This is a genomic window from Microtetraspora glauca, from assembly GCF_040656155.1.
Lineage (GTDB): Bacteria > Actinomycetota > Actinomycetes > Streptosporangiales > Streptosporangiaceae > Microtetraspora > Microtetraspora glauca.
The window spans coordinates 506,012-528,567 of sequence record NZ_JBFALK010000003.1 but is presented as its reverse complement, the minus strand read 5'-3'; the positions used below and the strand labels follow the sequence as shown (position 1 = coordinate 528,567).

Annotated in this window: 21 protein-coding genes and 1 riboswitch; of the genes, 12 read left to right on the top strand and 9 right to left on the bottom strand. The window is 70.6% G+C overall.

The features are described 5' to 3' along the window. Positions 1 to 127: 127 nt before the first annotated feature. From pknB to thiO, 4 genes are all read right to left on the bottom strand, one after another. Positions 128 to 2,080, bottom strand: a complete 1,953-nt coding sequence (gene pknB / locus AB0I59_RS08765; RefSeq protein WP_061256645.1) for a Stk1 family PASTA domain-containing Ser/Thr kinase — start codon at positions 2,078 to 2,080, stop codon at positions 128 to 130. A 70-nt stretch (positions 2,081 to 2,150) separates the two neighbouring features. Continuing rightward, positions 2,151 to 2,933, bottom strand: a complete 783-nt coding sequence (locus tag AB0I59_RS08760; protein WP_061256647.1) for a thiazole synthase — start codon at positions 2,931 to 2,933, stop codon at positions 2,151 to 2,153. Then, a complete protein-coding gene (thiS, locus tag AB0I59_RS08755) occupies positions 2,930 to 3,130 on the bottom strand; it encodes a sulfur carrier protein ThiS (protein ID WP_061256649.1) in 201 nt (66 codons plus the stop codon). Before thiS ends, AB0I59_RS08760 begins: the two co-directional genes overlap by 4 nt. Continuing rightward, positions 3,127 to 4,236, bottom strand: a complete 1,110-nt coding sequence (gene thiO / locus AB0I59_RS08750) for a glycine oxidase ThiO (RefSeq protein ID WP_358131509.1) — start codon at positions 4,234 to 4,236, stop codon at positions 3,127 to 3,129. Before thiO ends, thiS begins: the two co-directional genes overlap by 4 nt. After that, positions 4,229 to 4,343: riboswitch (TPP riboswitch) on the bottom strand. (Overlaps the previous gene by 8 nt.) 128 nt (positions 4,344 to 4,471) lie before the next feature. Between thiO and AB0I59_RS08745 the strand changes: the two genes are divergently transcribed. The 3 genes from AB0I59_RS08745 (at position 4,472) to thiE (ending at position 6,823) form a co-directional block, all read left to right on the top strand. Then, the gene (locus AB0I59_RS08745; protein WP_358131507.1) at positions 4,472 to 5,647 is read left to right on the top strand and encodes an NAD(P)/FAD-dependent oxidoreductase; all 1,176 of its coding nucleotides are present in this window, start codon (positions 4,472 to 4,474) and stop codon (positions 5,645 to 5,647) included. A 119-nt stretch (positions 5,648 to 5,766) separates the two neighbouring features. Next, positions 5,767 to 6,144 carry an Rv2175c family DNA-binding protein gene (locus tag AB0I59_RS08740; RefSeq protein WP_061256655.1) on the top strand — a complete coding sequence of 126 codons (378 nt, stop codon included), beginning with the start codon at positions 5,767 to 5,769 and terminating at the stop codon, positions 6,142 to 6,144. 31 nt (positions 6,145 to 6,175) lie between these two features. Beyond that, positions 6,176 to 6,823, top strand: coding sequence for a thiamine phosphate synthase (gene thiE, locus AB0I59_RS08735; protein ID WP_358131505.1), 648 nt, complete (start codon positions 6,176 to 6,178; stop codon positions 6,821 to 6,823). A gap of 34 nt (positions 6,824 to 6,857) precedes the next feature. On the opposite strand, the gene AB0I59_RS08730 is transcribed toward thiE, so the two are convergent. Next, a complete protein-coding gene (locus AB0I59_RS08730) occupies positions 6,858 to 7,223 on the bottom strand; it encodes a YybH family protein (protein WP_061256660.1) in 366 nt (121 codons plus the stop codon). A 99-nt stretch (positions 7,224 to 7,322) separates the two neighbouring features. Between AB0I59_RS08730 and AB0I59_RS08725 the strand changes: the two genes are divergently transcribed. Then, a complete protein-coding gene (locus AB0I59_RS08725) occupies positions 7,323 to 8,213 on the top strand; it encodes a LysR family transcriptional regulator (protein ID WP_358131503.1) in 891 nt (296 codons plus the stop codon). Positions 8,214 to 8,433: 220 nt separating this feature from the next. Here AB0I59_RS08725 and AB0I59_RS08720 read toward each other — a convergent pair whose 3' ends face one another. Further along, positions 8,434 to 9,501 (bottom strand): polyprenyl synthetase family protein, encoded by a 1,068-nt coding sequence (locus AB0I59_RS08720; protein ID WP_061256664.1) that lies wholly within the window; start codon positions 9,499 to 9,501, stop codon positions 8,434 to 8,436. A gap of 141 nt (positions 9,502 to 9,642) precedes the next feature. Between AB0I59_RS08720 and metF the strand changes: the two genes are divergently transcribed. Further along, the gene (metF, locus tag AB0I59_RS08715; RefSeq protein WP_358131501.1) at positions 9,643 to 10,572 is read left to right on the top strand and encodes a methylenetetrahydrofolate reductase [NAD(P)H]; all 930 of its coding nucleotides are present in this window, start codon (positions 9,643 to 9,645) and stop codon (positions 10,570 to 10,572) included. Between the two features lie 6 nt (positions 10,573 to 10,578). Here metF and AB0I59_RS08710 read toward each other — a convergent pair whose 3' ends face one another. Continuing rightward, positions 10,579 to 11,127 carry a GNAT family N-acetyltransferase gene (locus AB0I59_RS08710; protein ID WP_358131497.1) on the bottom strand — a complete coding sequence of 183 codons (549 nt, stop codon included), beginning with the start codon at positions 11,125 to 11,127 and terminating at the stop codon, positions 10,579 to 10,581. A 257-nt stretch (positions 11,128 to 11,384) separates the two neighbouring features. Next, a complete protein-coding gene (locus AB0I59_RS08705) occupies positions 11,385 to 11,861 on the bottom strand; it encodes a YbaK/EbsC family protein (protein WP_061256669.1) in 477 nt (158 codons plus the stop codon). 139 nt (positions 11,862 to 12,000) lie between these two features. Between AB0I59_RS08705 and AB0I59_RS08700 the strand changes: the two genes are divergently transcribed. Together AB0I59_RS08700 and AB0I59_RS08695 are read left to right on the top strand one after the other, a co-directional pair. Continuing rightward, positions 12,001 to 12,879, top strand: coding sequence for a L,D-transpeptidase family protein (locus AB0I59_RS08700; RefSeq protein ID WP_061256671.1), 879 nt, complete (start codon positions 12,001 to 12,003; stop codon positions 12,877 to 12,879). A gap of 754 nt (positions 12,880 to 13,633) precedes the next feature. Then, on the top strand, positions 13,634 to 14,071 hold the full coding sequence (locus tag AB0I59_RS08695) for an SAV_6107 family HEPN domain-containing protein (protein WP_061256672.1): 438 nt from the start codon (positions 13,634 to 13,636) through the stop codon (positions 14,069 to 14,071). A 188-nt stretch (positions 14,072 to 14,259) separates the two neighbouring features. On the opposite strand, the gene bldD is transcribed toward AB0I59_RS08695, so the two are convergent. Continuing rightward, entirely contained in the window at positions 14,260 to 14,754 is a 495-nt protein-coding gene (gene bldD, locus AB0I59_RS08690; RefSeq protein WP_061256674.1) for a transcriptional regulator BldD, read from the bottom strand. Between the two features lie 420 nt (positions 14,755 to 15,174). On the opposite strand from bldD, the gene pyrR reads away from it, so the two are divergent. From pyrR to carB, 5 genes are read left to right on the top strand one after another with little or no spacing between them, the layout of a single operon-like run. After that, entirely contained in the window at positions 15,175 to 15,762 is a 588-nt protein-coding gene (gene pyrR, locus AB0I59_RS08685) for a bifunctional pyr operon transcriptional regulator/uracil phosphoribosyltransferase PyrR (protein ID WP_358131493.1), read from the top strand. A gap of 5 nt (positions 15,763 to 15,767) precedes the next feature. Then, positions 15,768 to 16,703 (top strand): aspartate carbamoyltransferase catalytic subunit, encoded by a 936-nt coding sequence (locus tag AB0I59_RS08680; RefSeq protein ID WP_061256842.1) that lies wholly within the window; start codon positions 15,768 to 15,770, stop codon positions 16,701 to 16,703. Beyond that, positions 16,700 to 18,004, top strand: a complete 1,305-nt coding sequence (locus AB0I59_RS08675; RefSeq protein WP_358131491.1) for a dihydroorotase — start codon at positions 16,700 to 16,702, stop codon at positions 18,002 to 18,004. Before AB0I59_RS08680 ends, AB0I59_RS08675 begins: the two co-directional genes overlap by 4 nt. A 2-nt stretch (positions 18,005 to 18,006) precedes the next feature. Further along, on the top strand, positions 18,007 to 19,212 hold the full coding sequence (gene carA / locus AB0I59_RS08670) for a glutamine-hydrolyzing carbamoyl-phosphate synthase small subunit (protein WP_061256680.1): 1,206 nt from the start codon (positions 18,007 to 18,009) through the stop codon (positions 19,210 to 19,212). Further along, the gene (gene carB / locus AB0I59_RS08665) at positions 19,205 to 22,489 is read left to right on the top strand and encodes a carbamoyl-phosphate synthase large subunit (protein ID WP_061256683.1); all 3,285 of its coding nucleotides are present in this window, start codon (positions 19,205 to 19,207) and stop codon (positions 22,487 to 22,489) included. Before carA ends, carB begins: the two co-directional genes overlap by 8 nt. The last annotated feature ends 67 nt before the right edge of the window (positions 22,490 to 22,556 follow it).

Genomic DNA, 22,556 nt, shown 5'->3' with positions numbered 1-22,556 from the left:
ACGGCTCTGATCGGAACGGCTCTGATCGAAACGGTTGTGGCCGGAGCGGCGCCCGGTCGCAACGGTCCCCGAGTCGCCACGGTCATATTCCGGAGCGCCCGCCGGTCGCGGCGGGCGCTCCGCGGTGTCAGTACCAGATGGTGATCGTCGAGCCCATCGGCTGCTGGCCGAGGGGGTTCTCGCCCACGACGCGCTGGCCGCCCATCAGCTTGCGCGTCTTGACCTTGAACCCGGCGGCCTCCAACTCGCGCTTGGCCTCCTGCACGGCCTTGAGCCGTACGTCGGGGACGTTCACGAAGTCGGGGGTGGCCAGCGAGTCGTCGGTCTCCCACGGCCAGTGCCAGCCGGTGTCCGGTCCCTTCGAGACCGTCAGCCGTACGGGGGCTCCGGCGGTGACCTCGGCGCCCGCGGCCGGGTCCTGGGCGATCACGGTGCCGGGAGGAGTGCTGTCGCCGGTCTCGTCGACCTGGACGGTGAAGCCCTTCTCCTGAAGGAACTGGACCGCCTGGTCCTTCATCATCTGCGAGACGTCCGGCATCAGCAGGCCCGCGCTGACCACCAGATTGATGGTCGCGCCCTTCCTGACCCTCTCACCGACCGACGGGTTGGTGCGGACCACGAGGTCGCGCGCGATGGTGTCGCTCGGCACCTTGCTCACCCGGCCGACCTCCAGGCCGGCCTCGGCGATCTTGACCTTGGCGTCTCCGGCGCTGAGCTTCTCGACGTTCGGCACCGGGACGGTCTCCGGCCCCGCCGAGGCCACGAGCGTCAGCTCCGCCCCCTTCTCCACCTCGGCGCCCGGGGCGGGGGAGATCTCCAGGACACGGTCCTTCTGGACCTCCTCGTCGAACCTGGGCTCGCCGATCTTGACCTTGAAACCGGCGTTCTCCGCCTGCTGCCTGGCCGCCGTGATGTTCTGGCCGAGCAGGTCGGGCACCTGCGTGTAGCGCGCCTGGGAGAACCACCAGCCGGTGAAGGCGATGCCCGCGACCATCACCACCGCCAGACCGACGATGAACCAGTTCGGCCGCCACCGGCGTGACGTGGACCGCGCGGGCGGGACCGTCGTCAGCTCGGGTTTCGGCTGGATCATCGTGTGCCCGGCCACGTCGGACGTGTGGGCGCCCGTGGCGTACGCGGTCCCGGGCGTACTGGAGATCCCCGGGGTGCTGGAGGTGCCGGCCGTGCCGGACCCCGCCCCGAGCGGCGTGGAATGCTGCCCGGTGTGTCCGCGCGGCAACGTGCGATGCGCCTCCACGGCGGCGACCAGCATGGCGGTCGCGTCGGCGGGGCGCCGGGCCGGGTCCCTGTCGGTGGCCGCGGCCACCAGCGCGTCGATCTGCGGCGGGACGCTGGAGACGATCGACGACGGGGCGGGGACGCTGTCGTGCACATGCCGGTAGGCGATGGACATCGGCGTCTCGCCCTCGTACGGCTGCCGCCCGGTGATCAGCTCGAACAGCATGACTCCGGCCGCGTAGACGTCGCTGCGGGCGTCCGCGACGCCGGAGGTCACCTGCTCGGGCGACATGTAACCGATCGTGCCGATCATCATGCCGGTCTTCGTCTGGTTGCTCGCCTCGACGGCCCGGGCCAGGCCGAAGTCCACGACCTTCACCCGGCCGTCGTCGGCGAGCAGCACGTTCTCCGGCTTGACGTCCCGGTGGACGAGCCCCGCCTGGTGGGCCGCGCCGAGGGCGGCGAGGACGGGGATCATGAGTTCCAGCGCCTCGCGTGCGGGCAGCGGGCCGCGCGAGCGCAGCACGTCGCGCAGCGTCTTGCCCGGCACGTACTCCATCGAGAGGTAGACGGTGGACCCGTCCGTGCCCTGGTCGAAGACCTGCACCACGTTGGGGTGCGACAGGCTCGCGACCGACTTCGCCTCGCCGATGAACCGCTTGACGAACTGCGGGTCCTCGGCGAGGGACCGGTGCATCACCTTGAGCGCCACCGTGCGGTCGAGCCGGACGTCCAGAGCCAGATAGACGGAGGCCATTCCACCCCGGGCGATCCGGGACTCGACGCGATAACGTCCGTCGAGCAGCTGCCCCACCAACGGGTCGGTTAGCGTCGTGTCCACCCGCCCGAGTTTACGGCTCCTTTGCCACGGGTAGGGCTTTCCGGCCCCAAAACGAGACCGTTTCTGAACGTTATGCGAACCTCGGCAAGGACGGCGAGGACGCCTCCGCGTAGCGGCGCCGGGGGATGCGGCCCGCCAGGCGCGCCATCCGTCCCGCTTCGACCGCCGAGCGCATGGCGGCGGCCATCAGTTCCGGTCGCTGCGCGCGGGTCACCGCGGTCGCCAGCAGCACGGCGTCGCAGCCCAGCTCCATGGCCAGCGCGGCGTCGCTCGCGGTGCCGACGCCCGCGTCGAGGATCACCGGCACCGAGGCCGCCTCGGCGATCAGCTCGATGCTGTGCGGGTTGCGGACGCCCAGACCGGATCCGATCGGCGCGCCCAGCGGCATCACCGCCGCGCAGCCGGCCTGCTCCAGCCTGCGGGCCAGCGCCGGGTCGTCCCCGATGTACGGGAGCACCGTGAACCCGTCCGCGACCAGTCGCTCGGCGGCGTCGAACGTCTCGATCGGGTCGGGCAGCAGGGTCCGCTCGTCCGCGATGACCTCCAGCTTGACCCAGTTCGTCTCCAGGGCCTCCCTCGCCAGGCGAGCGGTCAGCACGGCCTCTCCTGCGGTGAAGCAGCCGGCCGTGTTGGGCAGCACCCGGATGTTGCGCCGGCGCAGCACGTCGAGCACCGACCCCTGGACCGCGGGATCGAGCCTGCGCATCGCCACCGTGGTCAGCTCGGTGCCGGACGCCTCCAGGGCCCGGTCGAGCACGTCCAGCGAGGGCGCGCCCCCGGTCCCCATGATCAGTCGCGAGGTGAACTTCTCCCCGCCCAGGACCAGCACGTCGTCCGCGTCGTTCACGGTCATCCTCCCTGCACCGCCGTCAGCACCTCGACCCGGTCGTTCTCGGCCAGCGCCGTCGACTCCCACGAGCCCCTGCTCACCACCACGTCGTTGACCGCCACGGCGACGCCGCTGGTCAGCGCCGTCAGCGTGCGTACGGCCTCCGCCACGGTCATGCCGTCGGGCAGCTCACCGGCGTTTCCATTGATCGTCACCTTCATCGGACGCCCCTCCCCGGGTCGCAGGACCGGACGGCCTCCGGAACGTCGCCGCCGGTCAGGAACGCCGTGACCGCCTCCGCGGTGACCGGCGCGAGCAGCACACCGCCGCGGTGGTGCCCGGTGGCCGCGATCACGCCCGGCGCGACCGCCGGACCGATCAGCGGCAGGTTGTCCGGCGTCCCCGGCCGGAAGCCGACGGTCGTCTCCGCCAGCTCCAGCTCCGTGATGCCGGGAACGAGTTCGCGTGCGTCGCGCAGCAGCTCGTACACGCCGCCCGCGGTCACCCGGCCGTCGAACCCCAGCTCCTCCACCGTGGCGCCGAGCGTGATCTCGCCGTCGCCTCTCGGAACCAGGTACGCGGGCGAGCCGTGCACCATCCCGCGTACGCACCGGCTCAGGAACCCCTTCGGGCCGCGCAGCCGCAGGATCTGCCCCTTGACCGGCCGTACCGGCAGGCCGGGAGCCAGCGACGCCGACCAGGAACCGGCCGCGACCACCACCCGCGACCCGGCCAGCACCTCGCCGGACGCCAGCCGTACGCCCCGGACCTCGTCCGCCGCCTCGGCCAGCTCGGCCACCCGGTCCGGGACCAGCGTGCCGCCCGCCCGCACGAACGCCGTCAGCAGCGCCCGCACCACCAGGCGCGGGTTCACCCAGGCGTCGTCGGCCGCCAGCAGCCCGCCGCGTACCGACGGAGACAACATCGGTTCGTACCGGCGGCACTCGCGCCCGGTCAGCCGCTCCACCCGCAGGCCGAGCGTGTCCTCGAACGCCGCGAGATCCTCCAGGTAGGCCAGGTCGTCCGGGCCGTACGCGACCTCGAGCGTGCCGTCGGCGTGGTAGTCGACATCGACGCCGCTCTCCTCCTGGAGGGCGTCCCGGAACGACGGCCACCTCTCCAACGACGCCAGTCCGAGGCGCAGCAGCGGCTCCTCGGTGTACGTCACCTCGCTGACCGGGGCCAGCATGCCCGCCGCGGCGTGCGACGCGCCCGCGCCGGGATCGGGATCCACCACCGCCACGGAAAGGCCGAGCCGTGCGGTACGCCATGCGGCCGACAGGCCCACCACGCCACCACCCACGACGACCACGTCGTAGCCACGCAATCTGTGCGCTCCCTTCGCCGGCATTACCCGGATCAGGTGTTCTGGCGGTCGAGAGCCTGGAGTGCTCTCCTCTCAGCCCGGCTCACCGGGCTCCCGCGCGTCTTACGCCTCAAGACTAGTCTTGATCGGGAGTGTCACGCACAACATGGTCGTCGCGCATTGTGCGGGCTACTTGCTCAACTCGTTACCAAATCTCCATTGGCGGGTGCCCCGGTCGCCGATCTAGTGTCGGGGCGTGGATCACGTCGTGGTGGTAGGTGCCGGCCTGGCCGGGATACGGAGCATCGAGGCACTGCGAGCCCACGGGTTCGCCGGCCGGATCACGCTGATCGGCGAGGAACCTCATCGCCCCTATGACAGGCCGCCCCTCTCCAAGGCGGTGCTGCTCGGAGAGACCGACTCCACTGTGGTCGACTCCGACCTGGACGCCCTGAACGTGCGGCTGCTCCTCGGGACCGCCGCCAAGGGGCTCGGGACCGGCGTACTGGAAACCACAGAAGGAGAACTCGCCTACGACGGGCTCGTCATCGCCACAGGGGCGACCCCCATCCGGCTGCGCGGTGAGGGCAGGCAGCACGTCCTGCGCACCATCGACGACGCCATCGAGCTGCGCGCCCGGCTCGTGTCCGGCGCCCGCGTCGCCGTCATCGGCGCCGGCTGGATCGGCGCGGAGGTCGCCACCGCCGCGGCCAGGGCGGGATGCGCCGTCACGGTCGTCGAGGCGGGGGAGACGCCTCTCGCCGCGGCCCTCGGTACCACCGTCGGCGCCTACACCACCGGCTGGTACGGCGAAGCCGGCATCGAGCTCCGGCTCGGCGCCATGGTCGGCTCCGTCGACCCCGACGGCCTGACGCTCATGTCCGGCGCGCGCATCCCCGCCGACGTCGTCGTCACCGGCGTCGGCGTCCGCCCCGCCGTCGAATGGCTGAAGGGCTCCGCCGTCGAACTCGACGACGGCGTCCTCGTGGACGAGCACCTGCGCACGTCGGTCCCCGGCGTCGTCGCCGTGGGCGACTGCGCGAACTGGTGGTCCCGCAGGTTCGGCAGGCGCCTGCGGGTCGAGCACTGGGACAACGCGCTCGGCGCGCCGGACACCGCCGCCGCCACGCTGCTCGGAGAGGACGCGGTGTACGACCCCGTCCCGTACTTCTGGTCCGAGCAGTTCGGCCGGATGGTGCAGTTCGCCGGATACCGCGAGGGCGCCCGCCTCGTCCTGAGGGGGAGCCCGCGCGAGGACCGGAAATGGGCTGCCTGCTGGCTCACCGAGGACGACCGGCTGGCCGCCGTGCTGACCGTCGACCGCCCCAGGGACCTCGTCCAGGGGCGGCGCCTGATCGAGGCGGGGAAGCGGGTGAACGCCACCAGGATCGTCGATCCCGCCGCCACCCTGCGTGACTGCGTCTTGGCATGAGAACCGGCGGGGATCCGGCGGAACGATCGGTGTGAGCGCCGCCGGATCCCCGCCAAGCTTTACCGGCCGCGCCGCAATCGAGGTGTTTTGCGGCAGGCACCTGTGGTAATCGTGGATTTGTGACGCTTACTGTTGCGCAGATCGACAGAGAAACCGACCAGCTCGTAGGGGAGTGGCTCCCCATCTCTGAGGTCGCGAAGAGGCTCGGACTTTCCATCGGCAGGGCCAAGCAGCTCCTGAAGGACAAGAAGCTCGTCGGTGCCCGCAGGGACGGCGGCGGGGGGCCGCAGGTCCCGGCGAGGTTCCTCGGGCCGGACGACGTGCTCAAGGGATTGCCCGGCACGCTCACCGTGCTCGCCGACGCCGGATTCGACGAGGTCGAGTCGATCCGCTGGCTCTTCACGCCCGACGAGTCGCTGCCTGGGGCGCCGATCGACGCGATCAGCGCCGGACGGCACACCGAGGTCAAGCGCAGGGCGCAGGCCCTCGGGTTCTGATCGACTCTCGGGGGCATGGCATCGTAGTCACGTGAATCTCCGACAGCGGCTGGCCGGCGCCCGGCTGTACCTGTGCACCGACGGCCGGCGGGCCCGTGGCGACCTGCCCGAGTTCCTCGACACCGTGCTGGCCGCCGGTGTGGACATCGTCCAGCTCCGCGAGAAGGGGCTGGAGGCGCGCGAGGAGCTCGCGCTGCTCGAGGTGTTCCGTGACGCGTGCGACCGGCACGGCGCCCTGCTCGCCGTGAACGACCGCGCCGACGTCGCCTTCGCCGCGCGCCCCGACATCCTGCATCTCGGCCAGGACGACCTGCCGGTTCCCGTCGCCCGGGAGATCCTCGGGCCCGACGTGCTGATCGGCAGGTCGACCCACTCCGCGGCCGAGGCGACGGCCGCGGCGTCCGAGCAGGGAGTCGACTATTTCTGCTGCGGGCCGATCTGGCCCACGCCGACCAAGCCGGGCCGTCCCGCGCCCGGTGTCGCGTTGCTCGAGCACGCCGCCGGCCTGGGTACGGCCCGGCCCTGGTTCGGCATCGGTGGCATCGACCTCGGAAACCTGGACGAGGTCGTGTCCCACGGCGTGCGCCGGGTCGTGGTGGTGCGGGCGATCACGGATGCCGAGGACCCGGCGGCGGCGACGGCCGCGCTGCGGGCCCGCCTCGACGCCGTGTCTCTCTGATCGCCGCTGCCACCCACGTTTCCCGGCGGGTGGCTCAGCGGGTGGGGGAGACGAACTCGGGCTGGTCGAGCAGGCGTAGCCAGCTCCCGTCCGGCTGGCGCCGGACGACCTGCGCGCGGGCGCCGGCCCCGTCCTTCGGCGGGGTGGAGGTGAGCGCGATGTCGCCGCTGACCAGGGTCGGCAGCGGCTGTTCCGGCTCGAAGCGGGGACGGTTGGCCAGCACCTTCTCCCACAGGGCGCGAATCGCCTCGCGGCCCACCGTCCGGCCGCCGGGCGGATAGGCCATCACCGCGTTCTCTTCGTACAGCGCGGCGACTCCGGCCGCGTCACCGGCGTTGGATCGTTCGACGAACAGGCGGGTGATGTCCTCGGGTCGCATGGCCTTCTCGTACTCCGGCATGGATTCCTCCTGATGGGGGCGCTTCGACGCTTCCCACCCTGGCTCGCCCGCCAATAGAAGTCCAACAGATAGAACTGATGGAAACTAGAATCCACAGTCATGGAGCTGAGGCAGCTGGAATACTTCGTCGCGGTCGCCGAGGAGCGGAACTTCACCCGGGCGGCCGAGCGCGTCCACATCAGCCAGTCCGGCGTCAGTGCCCAGATCCGCCAGTTGGAACGTGAACTCGGTGCCGAGCTCTTCGACCGCTCGGCGCGCACCGCCACCCTCACCGTGGCGGGAAAGGCCGCGCTCGAACACGCCCGCGCCGCGCTCGCCGCCGCTTCGGCGGTCGGCCAGGCGGTGGGTGAGGTGACCGACCTGATCCGGGGGCGCCTCACGGTCGGGATGGTCATCGGCTGCACCGTCACGCCGCTGTTCGACGCCCTCGCCGCGTTTCACCGGGCGCATCCCGGCGTGGAGATCTCGCTCCTGGAGGACAACTCCGACCGGCTCGTCGAGGGGGTGCGCGCCGGCACCCTCGACCTGGCTCTGGTCGGGATCGCGACCGCCGCCCCCGAGGGGCTGGACGCGCTGACGATCATCAGCGAGCGGCTCGTCGTGGCGGTCCCGGACGGCCACCCCTTGGCGGAGCGGCGCAGGGTCGTCCTGCGTGACGTGTGCGCCCACCCGATCGTGTGCATGCCGCCCGGCACCGGTCTGCGTACGGTGTTCGACCAGGCGTGCGCGGCGCGGAACCTCCAGCCGGTGATCGCGCTGCAGGCCAGCGCCGCGGACGCCGTCGCCGACCTCGCCGCGCGTGGGCTCGCCGTCGGCGTGCTCAGCCGTTCGATGGCCGAGCACTACCGCGACCGGCTCACCGCACTCACGATCGACGATCTCGAAACGCCCGCCCTGCTCGCCCTGGTGTGGAGGAGCACGCACAGCCCGGCGCTGCGTGAACTGCTCGTGCACAGCAGGCGAGCGTTCAGCACGCCCGGCGCTGACTAGCGGGAACGTCTTTCAGGATCGACCCATCATGGGTTCCGGAGGTGTCCGGGCCTTGCCGGTACCCGCTCTCTCCCGCTGGGCGGTCCCCCTCCTGCGGCGGCCTCCGCCGTAGTCCAGCCGTCGTCCGGCCGCCGCTCGGCTGCGGCCGGACAGGCGGAAATGGACGGGCGGAAAGGCACAGCGGGGAGGGACGGGCAGATACCGGAGGGGTCCGGACGGGTCAGGTGCGCCGCGTGGTGGCGGCGACGGCCAGGGCTCCGAGCGCGTCACGCGCCTCGGACTCGATGGGCGCGCGATCGAGGGAGCGGAGCGCGTCGTCGAGATAGCGCTTGATCATCTCCTCGCACTGGAGCAGCGCCCCGGTCTCCTCGATGACCATGCGGAGCCGCTCGACGCCCTCCTCGTCCAGCTTCGGATCGCCGAGGAGGGTCCGTACGACCTCGGCCTGGGCGTCGGAGGCGCCCGCGAGGGTTCGCGCGATCAGCATGGTGCGCTTGCCCTCGCGCAGGTCGTCGCCCGCCGGCTTGCCGGTCTCGGCCGGATCGCCGAAGACCCCGAGCACGTCGTCGCGTAGCTGGAAGGCGATGCCCACCTTCTGTCCGTACTCGACGCAGAGCTGGTCGATCCACGGCGTCACGCCACGGGCCGCCAGGACGAGGCCGAGCCGCAACGGTTGCTCGACCGAGTACTTGCCGCTCTTGTACAGCGCGACCCGCAGGGCGCTCTCGAAGGTGCTCTCACCCTTGGCCTGCTCCAGCAGGTCGAGGTACTGCCCGAACATCAGCTCGGTGCGCATGTGGTCGTAGACCGGCTGCGCGGCGGCGAGGGCGTCGTCGGGCACGCCGCTGGTCCGCCACATCTGCCCCGCCCAGATGAGGAGCAGGTTGCCGAGCAGGACCGCCGCCCCCTCACCGAACTGCTCCGCCGAGCCGTGCCAGCCGGATTCGGCGTGCAGGCGCTCGAACCGGCGGTGCGCGGCGGGCATGCCGCGCCGCAGGTCGCTGGCGTCCATCACGTCGTCATGGATGAGTGCGCTGGCCTGGAGCAGTTCGAGCGAGGCCGCGGCGCTGTAGAGGGCTGGATCATCGGCACCGCCCGCCGCACGCCATCCCCAGTGGCAGAAGGCTGGGCGCAGCCTCTTGCCTCCGGCGATGAAGTCGTCCACGGCGGTCAGCAGAACGGCGAACTGGGGGTCGTCGAAGAACGGTCGCTGGTCGTCGAGGAACCTTCGGAGAGAACGATCCACTTCGAAACGTACGAGGTCGAGCGGGGCGGCGGAAGTGGTCATGCCTCTGAGCGTAACCGGCATAGATCGAACAGTGGAGACCTGGGGAGACATATGTGGCAGGTGGTAGTAAAGCGACCATGATTCGTCCGCATGGCGAGAAGGGAGGCGACCGGTAGGGAGAGGAGCGGTAGCCTTGTCACCATGGCTTTGGGTCTCCCGTCACGACTTCCCGACCGCGTTCCCACGGTCCGCGAGATGCTCGCCGCGGGGGAGCGGTCATTCTCGTTCGAGTTCTTCCCGCCGAAGACCGACGAGGGGGAGCGGCAACTCTGGCGGGCGATCCGCGAGCTGGAGGCGCTGCGACCGACCTTCGTCTCCGTGACCTACGGCGCCGGCGGCAGCACGCGTGACCGCACGGTGGACATCGTGGAGCGCCTCGCCCACGAGACGACGCTCACACCGGTCGCGCACTTCACCGCCGTCGACCACTCCATCAAGGAGTTGCGTCACCTGATCGGCAGGTTCGCCGACGCGGGCGTGCGCAACATCCTGGCCGTACGAGGCGACCCGCGCGGCGGCGACCCCCTCGACGAGTGGATCAAACACCCCGAGGGCGTGCAGTACGCCGAGGACCTCGTGCGGTTGATCCGCCAGTCCGGCGACTTCTGTGTGGGCGTGGCCGCCTTCCCGTACAAGCACCCGCGGTCCGCCACGATCGAGTCGGACACCGAATACTTCGTGCGCAAGTGCCAGGCCGGGGCCGACTACGCGATCACGCAGATGTTCTTCCGCGCGGAGGACTACCTCCGCCTGCGTGACCGGGTGGCCGCGATGGGCTGCGACACGCCGATCATCCCGGGCGTCATGCCGGTGACCCAGATGAGCACGATCGCCCGTTCCGAGCAGCTGTCGGGCGCGCCGTTCCCGCCCGAGGTGGCGGCCCGCTTCGCGGAAGTCGCCGACGACCCCGCCGCGGTGCGCCGCCTGGGCATCGAGCACGCGGCCGAGATGTGTCAGACGCTGCTCGACGAGGGTGCGCCGGGGATCCACTTCATCACCTTCAACAGGTCGAGCGCCACCCGCGAGGTGTTCCAGGCGCTGGACCAGAGCCCGGCCGCGCTGTCCGCCTGAGCCCGCTCAGCTTCCCGGGGCCAGGGGGAGCTTCGTCCCGGCGATCGCGTAGCTCTCGCGGCCGCCGGGAAAGGCGAAGCCCGTCATTAGATCGGTGAAGCCGATGCTGCGGTAGAGCCGCCTGGCCACGGTCGGGGCGTCGTGCGTGGAGAGCACGGCGGTGCGCTCGGGCCGCCCGTCGCAGATCGTGTGGATCAGGCGGCGGCCGATGCCCTTGCACTGATGGCCGGGAAGGACGTGGATCTCGGCGATCTCCAGCGCGTCGCCGAACCACTCGTCGGCGGCGAGAGGGCCGGACTGGTCCGTCAGCGATCTGGCGACGATGTCGTGCCACCACTGGCCCGGCATCCCGTGGAAGCCGTACGCGAAGCCGATGATCTCGGGGTCTTCGGCGAGGACGCAGACGAAGTCCGGATAGGTGGCGTGGTTGCGCATGATGCCGAGGCGGCCGGAGAGCTGATCGGAGGGCGGACGCATGGCAGCCGTGTAGATGGCGAGCACCGTGTCGAGTGCCGCGATGAACTCGTCGGGTCCGACGCGTCGCAATTCGATCACTTTCCGCACACTAGCAAAGTCGTCCATCTCGGGGCACCGGCCGTGCCACACGCGCGAACCACGATCACCGACCCGGGGAGCTACCAGGACCTACGGGAAGCCATCGGGACATACGGGCCTCTACGCGGAGATCTGCGAGGGCCTGCGGGGATCTACGGGTATCTCGGAGGGGAGATCTGTGGGGATTCGTGGGGATTCGTGGATCCCGGCCCTCGCGCGACCCTCGACGGGCGGTCCGTGGCCGGGATCGCGACGGGTCATTCCACTTCTGCGGGGGTGCCGCCGGTCATCTTGATCAGCTCGTCGAACGATGTGGGGAAGACCGCGTGCGGGTGCCCGGCCGCCGCCCAGACGACGCTGTGCTTGCCCAGCCACGTGTCCACCAGCGTGCGCACCGGCGCGGGGTGACCCACGGGCGCGACGCCTCCGATCGCCTGCCCGGTGTGCTCGCGTACGAACTCCGGCGTGGCCCGCCGCACCTTCGCCGCGCCGACAAGCCCGGCGATCAGGTCGGTGTTCACGCGGTGGGCGCCGCTGGTGAGCACGAGGAGAGGTGCGCCGTCCGCGTCGAAGATCAGGCTGTTGGCGATCGCGCCGACCTCACAGCCGAGTTGGGCCGCCGCCGCGGCGGCCGTCGGCACGGATTCGGGAAAAACCACGACATCACCCTCGACGTCATGGGAGCGCAGGACCTCTGTCACACGGACCACGCTCGGATGCAACTTTTCTGGCATCCGGCAACTCTAATCAGGTGGACAGGCCGTGGGCCATGCATTACGGCCCCAAGGCAAGTACCCCGGACGCTTGATCCGTGGGTTAATGTCCTTTGATCCAAAACTGAGAGAAGTGCGAGAACTGAAAGGGTTGATCCCAATGGGGGCACGACGGTGGCTGGCCGCCGCGACGCTGGTCACGGTGGGGGCCGTGACGCTCGCGGGCTGCGGCACGGCGGGGGCCGAGCAGGTGCGGCCGGGCGACACCGCGCGGGTGCGGCCGGTGGCCGCCGCCGCGCCGGTGAGGGTCACGGCGCCCGTGAGGGTGACGCAGGCGAGTGCGGCCACGGCCGGCTCGGGGATCCGCGCCGCTTCCGCCGCGTTCTCGTCGTTCGCCGCGCCGGGCCGTACGCTCAAGCCCGGATCCAAGGGGGCCGAGGTCAAGGCGCTACAGGTCCGGCTGAAGGAGCTCGGCTACGTGCCCGGCGCACTCGACGGCAAGTACGGCGGGACCACCCAGGCCGCGGTCTGGGCCTTCCAGAAGGTCCAGGGCATCAAGCCGACGAGCACGGTGGCGAGCCGCACCTGGCGGGCACTGGAGAACCCGAAGGCGCCCAAGGTCCTGGTGCCGGGTGGCAAGCCGGACCGGGCCGAGGTCAACCTGACCCAGCAGATCATGGTGCTGTACTCCGGGGGCGAGGTGAAGCTCATCTCGCACATCTCATCCGGAAGCGGGATCCCCTACACCGAGTACGCCATGTGGAACGGCAAGCGGACGAAGTTCACCGGCAGTGCCAGGACGCCGACGGGAGACTACAAGACGACCTGGCGCCGGAGCGGCTGGCACCGGTCCTACCTGGGGCAGCTGTACAACCCGATCTTCTTCAACGGCGGCATCGCCTTCCATGGCGCGCTGTCCGTGCCGCTCTACCCGGCGTCCCACGGTTGCGTGCGGCTGCCGATGAACGTGGCGGAGATCCTGCCCGGCATGCTCGGCACCGGCGTTCCCGTGCACGTGCGCGGCAAGTTCGCACGCTGAGTGCACAGCGAGCCCACACCGAGTTCACACCTTCACACCGCGTCCACCCGCGCCGATCGCGCACCGATCCACACCGGTTCAGCCTGATCTGGGCTGAACCAGGCTGATCTGGGATGGTCTGGCTGATCGCGCACCGATCGCGGACCGATTCACGCCGATCGCGCACCGATCCGGACTGATCGCTGACGGGCCCGGGGCGACATGCTCCGGGCCCGTGCCATGCCCGGGGCGACATGCCCGCCCGGGCCTGCATGCCCGGGACGGCGCGGCCGCCGCGGAACGGTGCCAGGCCCGGATGCCCCGCAGCGCACGACCGGCGGACGTTCCGTACGTCGGCGTGGACCGTTCCGGGAACGGCCACGGATCGCGGCGCGCCGGCGGAACAGGCGATCACCGTCGGGGTCGGCCGGGGACGGCGATCCCCTTCCCCGCAGGGCTTCCGGTGCTCCCGGAGGTCGTTGACCAGGGCGGTCGTCACATGATCAATCGAACCCTTGTTCGCTATGGTGCTTGACAGCGAACCTGGTCGAATTTATGTTCGATGCAGTGAGTGTGAGACTCGCGGCTCGCATTCATCCCGTTGGATGCCGTGCCTTCGTCGTCGGCGGAGACGAGCGCGGTGCGGTCCACGGCGTGGGCCGGACGGGGAGAGGGGAAGCTCCTCGTCCGGCCGCCGTGACAAATTGTCGGTGCGGTTTGCAAGGGTGATCTCACCGGCGAGCAACGCCGGAGGCCACGACTCGAGGAGGCGGGCGTGACTGGACAGGTCGATGACCGCAGGAGCGGGCCCAAGGTCCCGCAGACCGCTCTGGCGCATCTCGCGGACGCCCGTTCCTGCCTGGCGGACGCCCTTGGCGGCCCCACCCCGGCGGACAGGTACGTGTCGGCTCATCTCGCGGCGCTCCGTGCGGCGGCGGCCGTGCTCGCCGCGCGCCCGAGGCCGATGGACGGGCGGCGCCGCCGACTGCGGAGCGCCTGGGAGTTGCTGCCCGAGGCCGAGCCCAAGCTGGCCGAGTGGGCCGCCTTCTTCGCGGTGAGCGCCACGAAACGCGCGGCGGCCGAGGCGGGGATGACCCGCGTGGTCAGTCAGCGAGACGCCGAGGAGCTCATCGCCGAGGCGGACAGGTTCGTCGGCGAGGTCGAGGCCATCCTCGGGGTGCCCGGCCAGTCGGCTCTTCCGATGGCGGGATAGGTTCGCACGCCCGACGGCGGGATAGGTTCGCACGGCGTGGCGCGGAGCGCGGGGGTGCGTGGTGGGTGACGTGTGCGAATCGGGGCTGCGGGCGGCCGGGCCGGGCGGCTCGGAGCCCCGATTCGGTCATGCGTGTTCAGTGCTTGACGAAGACGTTCAATGGTGGCGCTCGATGAGGGCGCGCAGCGTCAGAAGGACTCCACGGCCCGGCGGGCCTCCGCGTCGAGAACGCCCCAGCTGATGAACTCCTCGGTCAACTCGACCGGCGACTTGTCATAGATGACCGCAAGCGAGCGCAGGTCCTCCTGGCGGATCGACAGCACCTTGCCGTTGTAGTCACCACGCTGGCTCTGGATGGTCGCGGCATACCTGGCGAGCGGGCCGGCCTTGTCCTTCGGGAGCTGCGAGAGCCGCTCCAGGTCGATGACAAGCTTCGGCGCGGGGGCCAGCGGGCTGGGAGCGGCCCCGCCGGGGAGCAGCTCCGACACCGGAACACCGTAGAATTCGGCAAGCTCGGCCAGCTTCTGCACGGTGACCGCGCGGTCGCCGCGCTCATAGGAGCCCACCACGACGGCCTTCCAGCGGCCACGGGACTTCTCTTCGACCCCGTGCAGGGACAGGCCCTGCTGGGTGCGGATCGCGCGCAGTCGCGCGCCGAGCGACTTGGCGTAGTCAGACGGCATCGTGTGGCCCCCGGCTTTCTATGTCTGTTCTCACTTGATTCTGCTTCCTTGTCCCGTATGCACGGAACACCGGGGCGGGCGCCTGAGCCAGGCACCTTCGGTGACCAGTGCGTCGGGTTTTACCCAGGAAGGTCGTGTGTTGTGGTTACGGACAGTGACGGTAAAGCCGTCACTGTCAAAGGTCAAGCTGATTGGAAAAAAGAGCTCCAAACAGTGCTCTCCCCTCAATCCCCCCATCCGAGCCTGCCTCGGCTTCTCCGGTGAGTGACGCCCAGAGCGAACGCGGCCCGCCCGTACGGCATCGTCGCTGGCAGGAGGGGGTGACCCGTCGGGCGCCCCGAGACCGTGCTGGTAGTGTGGGCGCGGCCAGACACCCTTTTAAGACCCGTCCTGTGAGGCGGGAAAGGTGGTGATATCTCCATGTCCGATGCCCGAAATCAGGCCCGTGCGGTCCTTGAGGGTCCCGACATCCACCGGGCGCTGACCCGGATCGCGCACGAGATCCTCGAACGCACCAAGGGTGCGGAAAGAGTCGTGCTTCTCGGCATCCCCACCCGCGGCGCCACGCTGGCGTTCCGGATCGCGGAGCGCATCTCCCAGTTCGAGGGCGTGAAGGTGCCCGTCGGCGCCATCGACATCACGATGTACCGCGACGACCTCCGGCTGCGGCCCACCCGCCCGCTCGGCCGTACGGACCTTCCTCCGGAGGGAGTGGACGGCAGGACGGTCGTCCTCGTCGACGACGTGCTCTTCTCCGGCAGGACCGTGCGCGCGGCACTCGACGCGCTCAATGACGTGGGCCGGCCGCGCGCCGTCCAACTCGCCACCCTGGTCGACCGCGGCCACCGGGAGCTGCCCATCCGGGCCGACTACGTCGGCAAGAACCTGCCGACCTCCAAGAGCGAGAAGGTCAAGGTCTATCTCGAGGAGATCGACGGGCGGGACGCCGTACTGCTCATCAAGGGAGACGACCGGCCCGCGGCCGGCGAAGCGAACGGGGAGCGGTGAGCACGATGAAGCGGCACCTCATCTCCGCGGGCGACCTGACCCGCGACGACGCCCTGCTCGTCCTCGACACCGCCGAGGAACTGGCCCGGGTCTCCGAGCGCTCCATCAAGAAGCTGCCGACGCTGCGCGGCCGCACGGTGGTCAACCTCTTCTACGAGGACTCCACCCGCACCCGCATCTCGTTCGAGGCCGCGGCCAAGCGGCTGTCCGCCGACGTCATCAACTTCTCGGCCAAGGGGTCGAGCGTGTCCAAGGGCGAGTCGCTCAAGGACACCGCGCTGACGCTCGAGGCCATGGGCGCCGACGCGGTCGTCATCAGGCACGGCGCCTCCGGCGCGCCGCATCGCCTGGCCAACTGGGTCCGCGGCAGCGTGGTGAACGCCGGCGACGGCACCCACGAGCACCCCACCCAGGCGCTGCTCGACGCGTTCAGCATGCGCCGCAGGATGGGCAGGATCGACGGGCTCAAGGTCTCCATCGTGGGCGACGTCCTGCACAGCCGGGTCGCCCGCTCCAACGTCCTGCTCCTGCACACCCTCGGCGCCGAGGTGACCCTGGTCGCCCCGCCGACCCTGCTGCCCGTGTCGGTCGACACCTGGCCCTGCCAGATCTCGTACGACATCGACGCGGTCCTGCCGAAGTCGGACGTCGTGATGATGCTCCGCGTGCAGCTGGAGCGGATGAACGCGGCCTACTTCCCGTCCGCGCGGGAGTACAGCCGCCGCTACGGCCTCGATCGTGAGCGCTTCGCCCGCCTGCACGACGACGCGATCGTCATGCACCCCGGACCGATGAACCGCGGCATGGAGATCTCCGCCGAGGTCGCCGACTCGCCCCGCTCGACGATCGTGGAGCAGGTGGCGAACGGCGTGACCGTCCGCATGGCCGTTCTCTATCTGCTGCTGAGCGGGTCCGAGCCCGCGATCGGGGGAGACCTGTGAGCACCATCCTCATCAAGAACGCCCGCGTACTCGGCGGCGAGCCGCGCGACATCCTCGTCAGGGACGGCGTGATCACCGAGATCGGGCCGGCCGCCGGCAGGGCGGGCAAGGCCGACACGATCGACGCGACCGGCCTGATCGCGCTGCCCGGCCTGGTCGACCTGCACACGCACCTGCGCGAGCCCGGCCGCGAGGACGCCGAGACCGTCGAGACCGGCACCCAGGCCGCCGCGCGCGGCGGGTACACCGCCGTCCACGCCATGGCCAACACCTCGCCGGTGGCCGACACCGCCGGTGTGGTCGAGCAGGTCTGGCGGCTCGGCCAGGAGTACGGCCACTGCGACGTCCAGCCGGTCGGAGCCGTGACGTCGGGCCTCGAGGGCAGGCAGCTCGCCGAGCTCGGCGCCATGGCCGACTCCGCCGCCAGGGTCCGGGTCTTCTCCGACGACGGCAAATGCGTCTCCGACGCCGTGCTGATGCGCCGGGCGCTGGAGTACGTCAAGGCGTTCGACGGCGTCGTCGCCCAGCACGCCCAGGAGCCGCGCCTCACGGAGGGCGCCCAGGTCAACGAGGGCGAGGTCTCCGGCAGGCTCGGCCTGACGGGGTGGCCGGCGGTCGCCGAGGAGGCGATCATCTCCCGCGACTGCCTGCTGGCCGCCCACGTCGGCTCCCGGCTGCACGTGTGCCACGTCTCCACCGCGGGCTCCGTCGAGATCATCCGCTGGGCCAAGTCGAAGGGCTGGGACGTCACCGCCGAGGTGACGCCGCACCACCTGCTGCTCACCGACTCGTGCGTGGAGCGTTCCCCCGTCGGGCCGTACAACCCGATCTACAAGGTGAACCCGCCGCTGCGCACGAACGAGGACGTCATGGCGCTGCGCGAGGCGCTCGCCGACGGGACGATCGACTGCGTCGCCACCGACCACGCCCCGCACCCGGTCGAGGACAAGGAGACCGAGTGGGCCGCGGCGGCCATGGGCATGATCGGCCTGGAGACCGCGCTCTCGGTGGTCCAGGAGGCCATGGTCGAGACCGGCCTGCTCGACTGGGCCGGCGTCGCCGACCGCATGTCCTACCGGCCGGCCAGGATCGGCAGGCTGAGCGGGCACGGCAACCCCCTGGAGGCGGGGGCGACCGCGAACATCACGCTTTACGACCCCTCGGTCCGCACGGCGGTGGATCCGGCGGCGATGGCCTCCAAGAGCCGCAACACGCCGTACGAGGGCATGACGCTTCCTGGCCGGGTCGTGGCCACGTTGCTGCGCGGCCGCCCGACCGTTCTCGAAGGGAAGCTGGTGTGACGATGAGTGAGGAGAGCGGGACCGTGAACACGGCGTTGCTCGTGCTGGAGGACGGCAGGGTCTTCGAGGGGACGGCCTTCGGGGCCGTCGGCGAGACCTTCGGCGAGATGGTCTTCAACACCGGGATGACGGGGTACCAGGAGACGCTGACCGACCCGTCCTACCACCGGCAGATCGTCGCGATGACCGCGCCGCACATCGGCAACACGGGCGTCAACGACGAGGACCCGGAGTCCGGCAAGGTGTGGGTGGCCGGCTACGTCGTCCGCGAGCCGTCCCGGATCCGGTCCAACTGGCGGTCCACCAAGAGCCTGGACGACTACCTGAGTGAGCAGGGCGTGGTCGGCATCGCGATGCCCGGCACCCGCGCGCTGACCCGCCACCTGCGCGAGCGCGGCGCGATGCGCGCCGGGATCTTCTCCGGTACGGCTCTGGCGGGCACCGGCGCGGACCCGGCGCGAGCCGACGTCGAGGAACTCGTCGAGCGGGTACGGCGCTCGCCCGGGATGGAGGGCGCCGACCTCGCCAAGGAGGTCTCGACCGGCGAGCCGTACGTCGTGAAGGCCACGGGCGAGCGGCGTTTCACGGTGGCGGCGGTCGATCTCGGCATCAAGGCGATGACCCCGGAGCGGATGGCCGAGCGGGGATGCGAGGTGCACGTCCTGCCGGCGACCGCGACGGCGGAGGACATCCTCGCCATCGAGCCGGACGGCGTGTTCTTCTCCAACGGGCCGGGCGACCCGGCCACCGCTGACTACGCGGTCGAGGCGCTGCGCGGCGTGCTGGACTCCGGCCGGCCGTTCTTCGGCATCTGCTTCGGCAACCAGATCCTCGGCCGGGCGCTGGGGCTGGGCACGTACAAGCTGCGTTACGGACACCGGGGCGTCAACCAGCCCGTCCAGGACCGCAGGACCGGCAAGGTGGAGATCTCCGCGCACAACCACGGCTTCGCCGTCCGGGCCCCGCTCGACGGGCCGTTCGACACGCCGTACGGCAGGGCGGAGGTCAGCCACGTGAACCTGAACGACGGCTGCGTGGAGGGGCTGCGCCTGCTCGACTACCCGGGCTTCAGCGTGCAGTACCACCCGGAGGCCGCGGCGGGGCCGCACGACGCCGCATACCTCTTCGACGAGTTCTGCGAGCTGATGGAGCGGGCGGGCGGTGCCCGGCCGGAGACGACGAGCGAAACGGGGGAGAAGGGTGCCTAAGCGCACGGACATCAGGTCGATCATGGTGATCGGCTCCGGGCCCATCGTGATCGGGCAGGCGTGCGAGTTCGACTACTCGGGCACCCAGGCCTGCCGGATCCTGCGAGCCGAGGGTTTCCGGGTCATCCTGGTCAACAGCAACCCGGCCACGATCATGACGGACCCGGAGTTCGCCGACGCGACCTACGTCGAGCCGATCACCCCGGACATCGTCGAGAAGATCATCGCGAAGGAGCGGCCGGACGCGCTGCTGCCGACGCTGGGCGGCCAGACCGCCCTCAACACCGCCGTCGCCCTGCACGAGGCGGGCGTGCTCGAGCGGTACGACGTGGAGCTGATCGGCGCCAACTTCGACGCCATCCAGGCGGGGGAGAACCGCGAGCGGTTCAAGGGCATCGTCGCCAAGGTGGCCGCCGAACACGGCCTGAACGCCGAGTCCGCGCGCAGCGTGATCTGCCACTCCATGGACGACTGCCTGGCCGCCGTCGGCGAGCTGGGCTACCCGCTCGTGGTCCGGCCGTCGTTCACGATGGGCGGCGTCGGTTCCGGCTTCGCCTACGACGAGGACGACCTGCGCCGCATCGCGGGTGCCGGGCTCGACGCGTCTCCGACCACCGAGGTGCTCCTGGAGGAGTCGATCCTCGGCTGGAAGGAGTACGAGCTGGAGGTCATGCGCGACAAGGCCGACAACGTCGTGATCGTGTGCTCCATCGAGAACATCGACCCGATGGGCGTGCACACGGGCGACAGCGTGACCGTGGCCCCGGCCCTGACGCTGACCGACCGCGAATACCAGAACATGCGGGACGTCGCGATCGCGGTGATCCGCGAGGTCGGCGTGGACACCGGCGGCTGCAACATCCAGTTCGCGGTCAACCCGGACACCGGCCGGATGATCGTCATCGAGATGAACCCGCGCGTGTCGCGCTCGTCCGCGCTGGCGTCGAAGGCCACCGGCTTCCCGATCGCCAAGATCGCGGCCAAGCTCGCCATCGGCTACACCCTCGACGAGATCCCCAACGACATCACCAAGGAGACGCCGGCGTCGTTCGAGCCGTCGCTCGATTACATCGTCGTCAAGGTGCCGCGCTTCGCCTTCGAGAAGTTCGCCGGGGCGGACCAGACCCTCACCACGCACATGAAGTCGGTCGGCGAGGCCATGGCCATCGGCCGGTCCTTCCCCGAGGCGCTCCAGAAGGCCCTCAGATCGCTGGAGAAGAAGGGATCCTCCTTCTCCTGGGTCGGAGCCCCCGGTGACCTGCGGGAGCTCCTGGAAGCCTGCCGCAGGCCGCACGACGGGCGGCTGCGCACCATGCAGCAGGCGATCAGGGCCGGGGCGACGCCGGAGCAGCTGTTCGAGGCCACCAGCATCGACCCGTGGTTCCTCGACCAGCTCTACACGATCGACGAGGTCGCCCGTTCGATCACCGAGCTGGACGTGCCCACCCTGCTCCGGGCCAAGCGGTACGGCTTCGCCGACGCGCAGATCGCCGAGATCCTCGACGTGCCCGAGTCCCGTGTCCGCGAGGCGCGGCACGAGGCGGGCGTGCGGCCGGTCTACAACACGGTGGACACCTGCGCCGCCGAGTTCGCCGCCGCGACGCCGTACCTGTACTCCACCTACGACGAGGAGACCGAGGTTCCCTACGGGGACCGGCCCAAGGTCATCATCCTGGGCAGCGGCCCGAACCGGATCGGGCAGGGCATCGAGTTCGACTACGCCTGTGTGCACGCCTCCTTCGAGCTGTCCAAGGCTGGCTACGAGACGGTGATGGTCAACTGCAACCCGGAGACGGTCTCGACCGACTACGACACCTCCGACCGGCTCTACTTCGAGCCGCTCACGCTGGAGGACGTCCTGGAGGTCGTGCACGCCGAGCAGGAGACCGGCCCGGTGGCCGGTGTGATCGTCCAGCTCGGCGGCCAGACCCCGCTCGGGCTGGCGCAGGCGCTGAAGGACGCCGGGGTGCCGGTCGTCGGCACGTCCCCCGAGTCGATCCACCTGGCGGAGGAGCGCGGCGCGTTCGGCCGGGTGCTGGCCGAGGCGAACCTGCCCGCGCCCAGGCACGGCACCGCGCTGAGCGTGGAGGAGGCCCAGTCCATCGCCGAGGAGATCGGCTACCCGGTCCTCGTCCGGCCTTCCTACGTCCTGGGCGGCGCCGGCATGGCGATCGTCTACGACGACGACACGCTCCGGACGTACATGGCGGACGCGGTACGGGCGTCGGACAACCCGGTGCTGATCGACAAGTTCCTCGACGACGCCATCGAGATCGACGTGGACGCCCTGTTCGACGGTGAGGAGCTGTACCTCGGCGGCGTCATGGAGCACATCGAGGAGGCCGGCATCCACTCCGGCGACTCGGCGTGCGCCCTGCCGCCGATCACCTTGGGCGGGTTCGACATCAAGCGCATCCGCGCCGCCACCGAGGCCATCGCCCGCGGTGTCGGCGTGCGCGGCCTGCTGAACGTGCAGTACGCGATGGCCGCCGGGGTGCTCTACGTCCTCGAGGCCAACCCCCGCGCGAGCCGTACGGTGCCGTTCGTGTCCAAGGCGACGGCGGTGCCGCTGGCCAAGGCCGCGGCGCGGGTGATGCTCGGCGCCACGATCGCCGACCTGCGGGCGGAGGGCATGCTGCCCCCCACCGGGGACGGTGGCACGCTGCCGCTGGACGCGCCGATCGCGGTCAAGGAGGCCGTGCTGCCGTTCAACCGGTTCCGCGGCGTGGACACCGTGCTGGGCCCGGAGATGCGCTCCACCGGCGAGGTGATGGGCATCGACGAGTTCTTCGGCACCGCGTACGCCAAGTCGCAGGCCGCGGCCTACGGCGACCTGCCGACGAAGGGCCGGGCGTTCGTCTCCGTGGCGAACAAGGACAAGCGCGCCGTCATCTTCCCGGTGAAGGCGCTGGCGGATCTCGGGTTCGAGATCCTGGCCACGGAGGGTACGGCCGAGGTGCTGCGCCGTAACGGCGTCCATGCCAAGATCGTGCGCAAGCAGAGCGACGGGACGGGTCCCGACGGCGAGCCGACGATCGTGCGGCGCATCCTGGACGGCGAGGTGGATCTCATCGTCAACACCCCGTTCGGCAGCCCCGGCCAGTCCGGGCCGCGGCTGGACGGCTACGAGATCCGCACCGCCGCCGTGCTGCGCGGCATCGCCTGCATCACGACGGTGCAGGGGCTCGCGGCCGCCGTTCAGGGCGTCCAGCACATCGTCCGCGGTGACGTGGGCGTACGGTCGCTCCAGGAGCACGCACGGAGGCTGAGGGACTGAGCGAGCGGAGTGGCCCGCGTGGACGGTGCCGGAGGCACGCCTCCGGCACGACGCGGGGTCCGCGAAG

Coding starts and splice junctions, on each gene's coding strand:
- AB0I59_RS08760 (WP_061256647.1), bottom strand. CDS start 2,933: ATGACCGTGAACGACGCGGACGACGTGCTGGTCCTGGGCGGGGAGAAG.
- thiS (WP_061256649.1), bottom strand. CDS start 3,130: ATGAAGGTGACGATCAATGGAAACGCCGGTGAGCTGCCCGACGGCATG.
- AB0I59_RS08730 (WP_061256660.1), bottom strand. CDS start 7,223: ATGCCGGAGTACGAGAAGGCCATGCGACCCGAGGACATCACCCGCCTG.
- AB0I59_RS08725 (WP_358131503.1), top strand. CDS start 7,323: ATGGAGCTGAGGCAGCTGGAATACTTCGTCGCGGTCGCCGAGGAGCGG.
- AB0I59_RS08720 (WP_061256664.1), bottom strand. CDS start 9,501: ATGACCACTTCCGCCGCCCCGCTCGACCTCGTACGTTTCGAAGTGGAT.
- metF (WP_358131501.1), top strand. CDS start 9,643: ATGGCTTTGGGTCTCCCGTCACGACTTCCCGACCGCGTTCCCACGGTC.
- AB0I59_RS08705 (WP_061256669.1), bottom strand. CDS start 11,861: ATGCCAGAAAAGTTGCATCCGAGCGTGGTCCGTGTGACAGAGGTCCTG.
- AB0I59_RS08700 (WP_061256671.1), top strand. CDS start 12,001: ATGGGGGCACGACGGTGGCTGGCCGCCGCGACGCTGGTCACGGTGGGG.
- bldD (WP_061256674.1), bottom strand. CDS start 14,754: ATGCCGTCTGACTACGCCAAGTCGCTCGGCGCGCGACTGCGCGCGATC.
- pyrR (WP_358131493.1), top strand. CDS start 15,175: ATGTCCGATGCCCGAAATCAGGCCCGTGCGGTCCTTGAGGGTCCCGAC.
- AB0I59_RS08680 (WP_061256842.1), top strand. CDS start 15,768: ATGAAGCGGCACCTCATCTCCGCGGGCGACCTGACCCGCGACGACGCC.
- carA (WP_061256680.1), top strand. CDS start 18,007: ATGAGTGAGGAGAGCGGGACCGTGAACACGGCGTTGCTCGTGCTGGAG.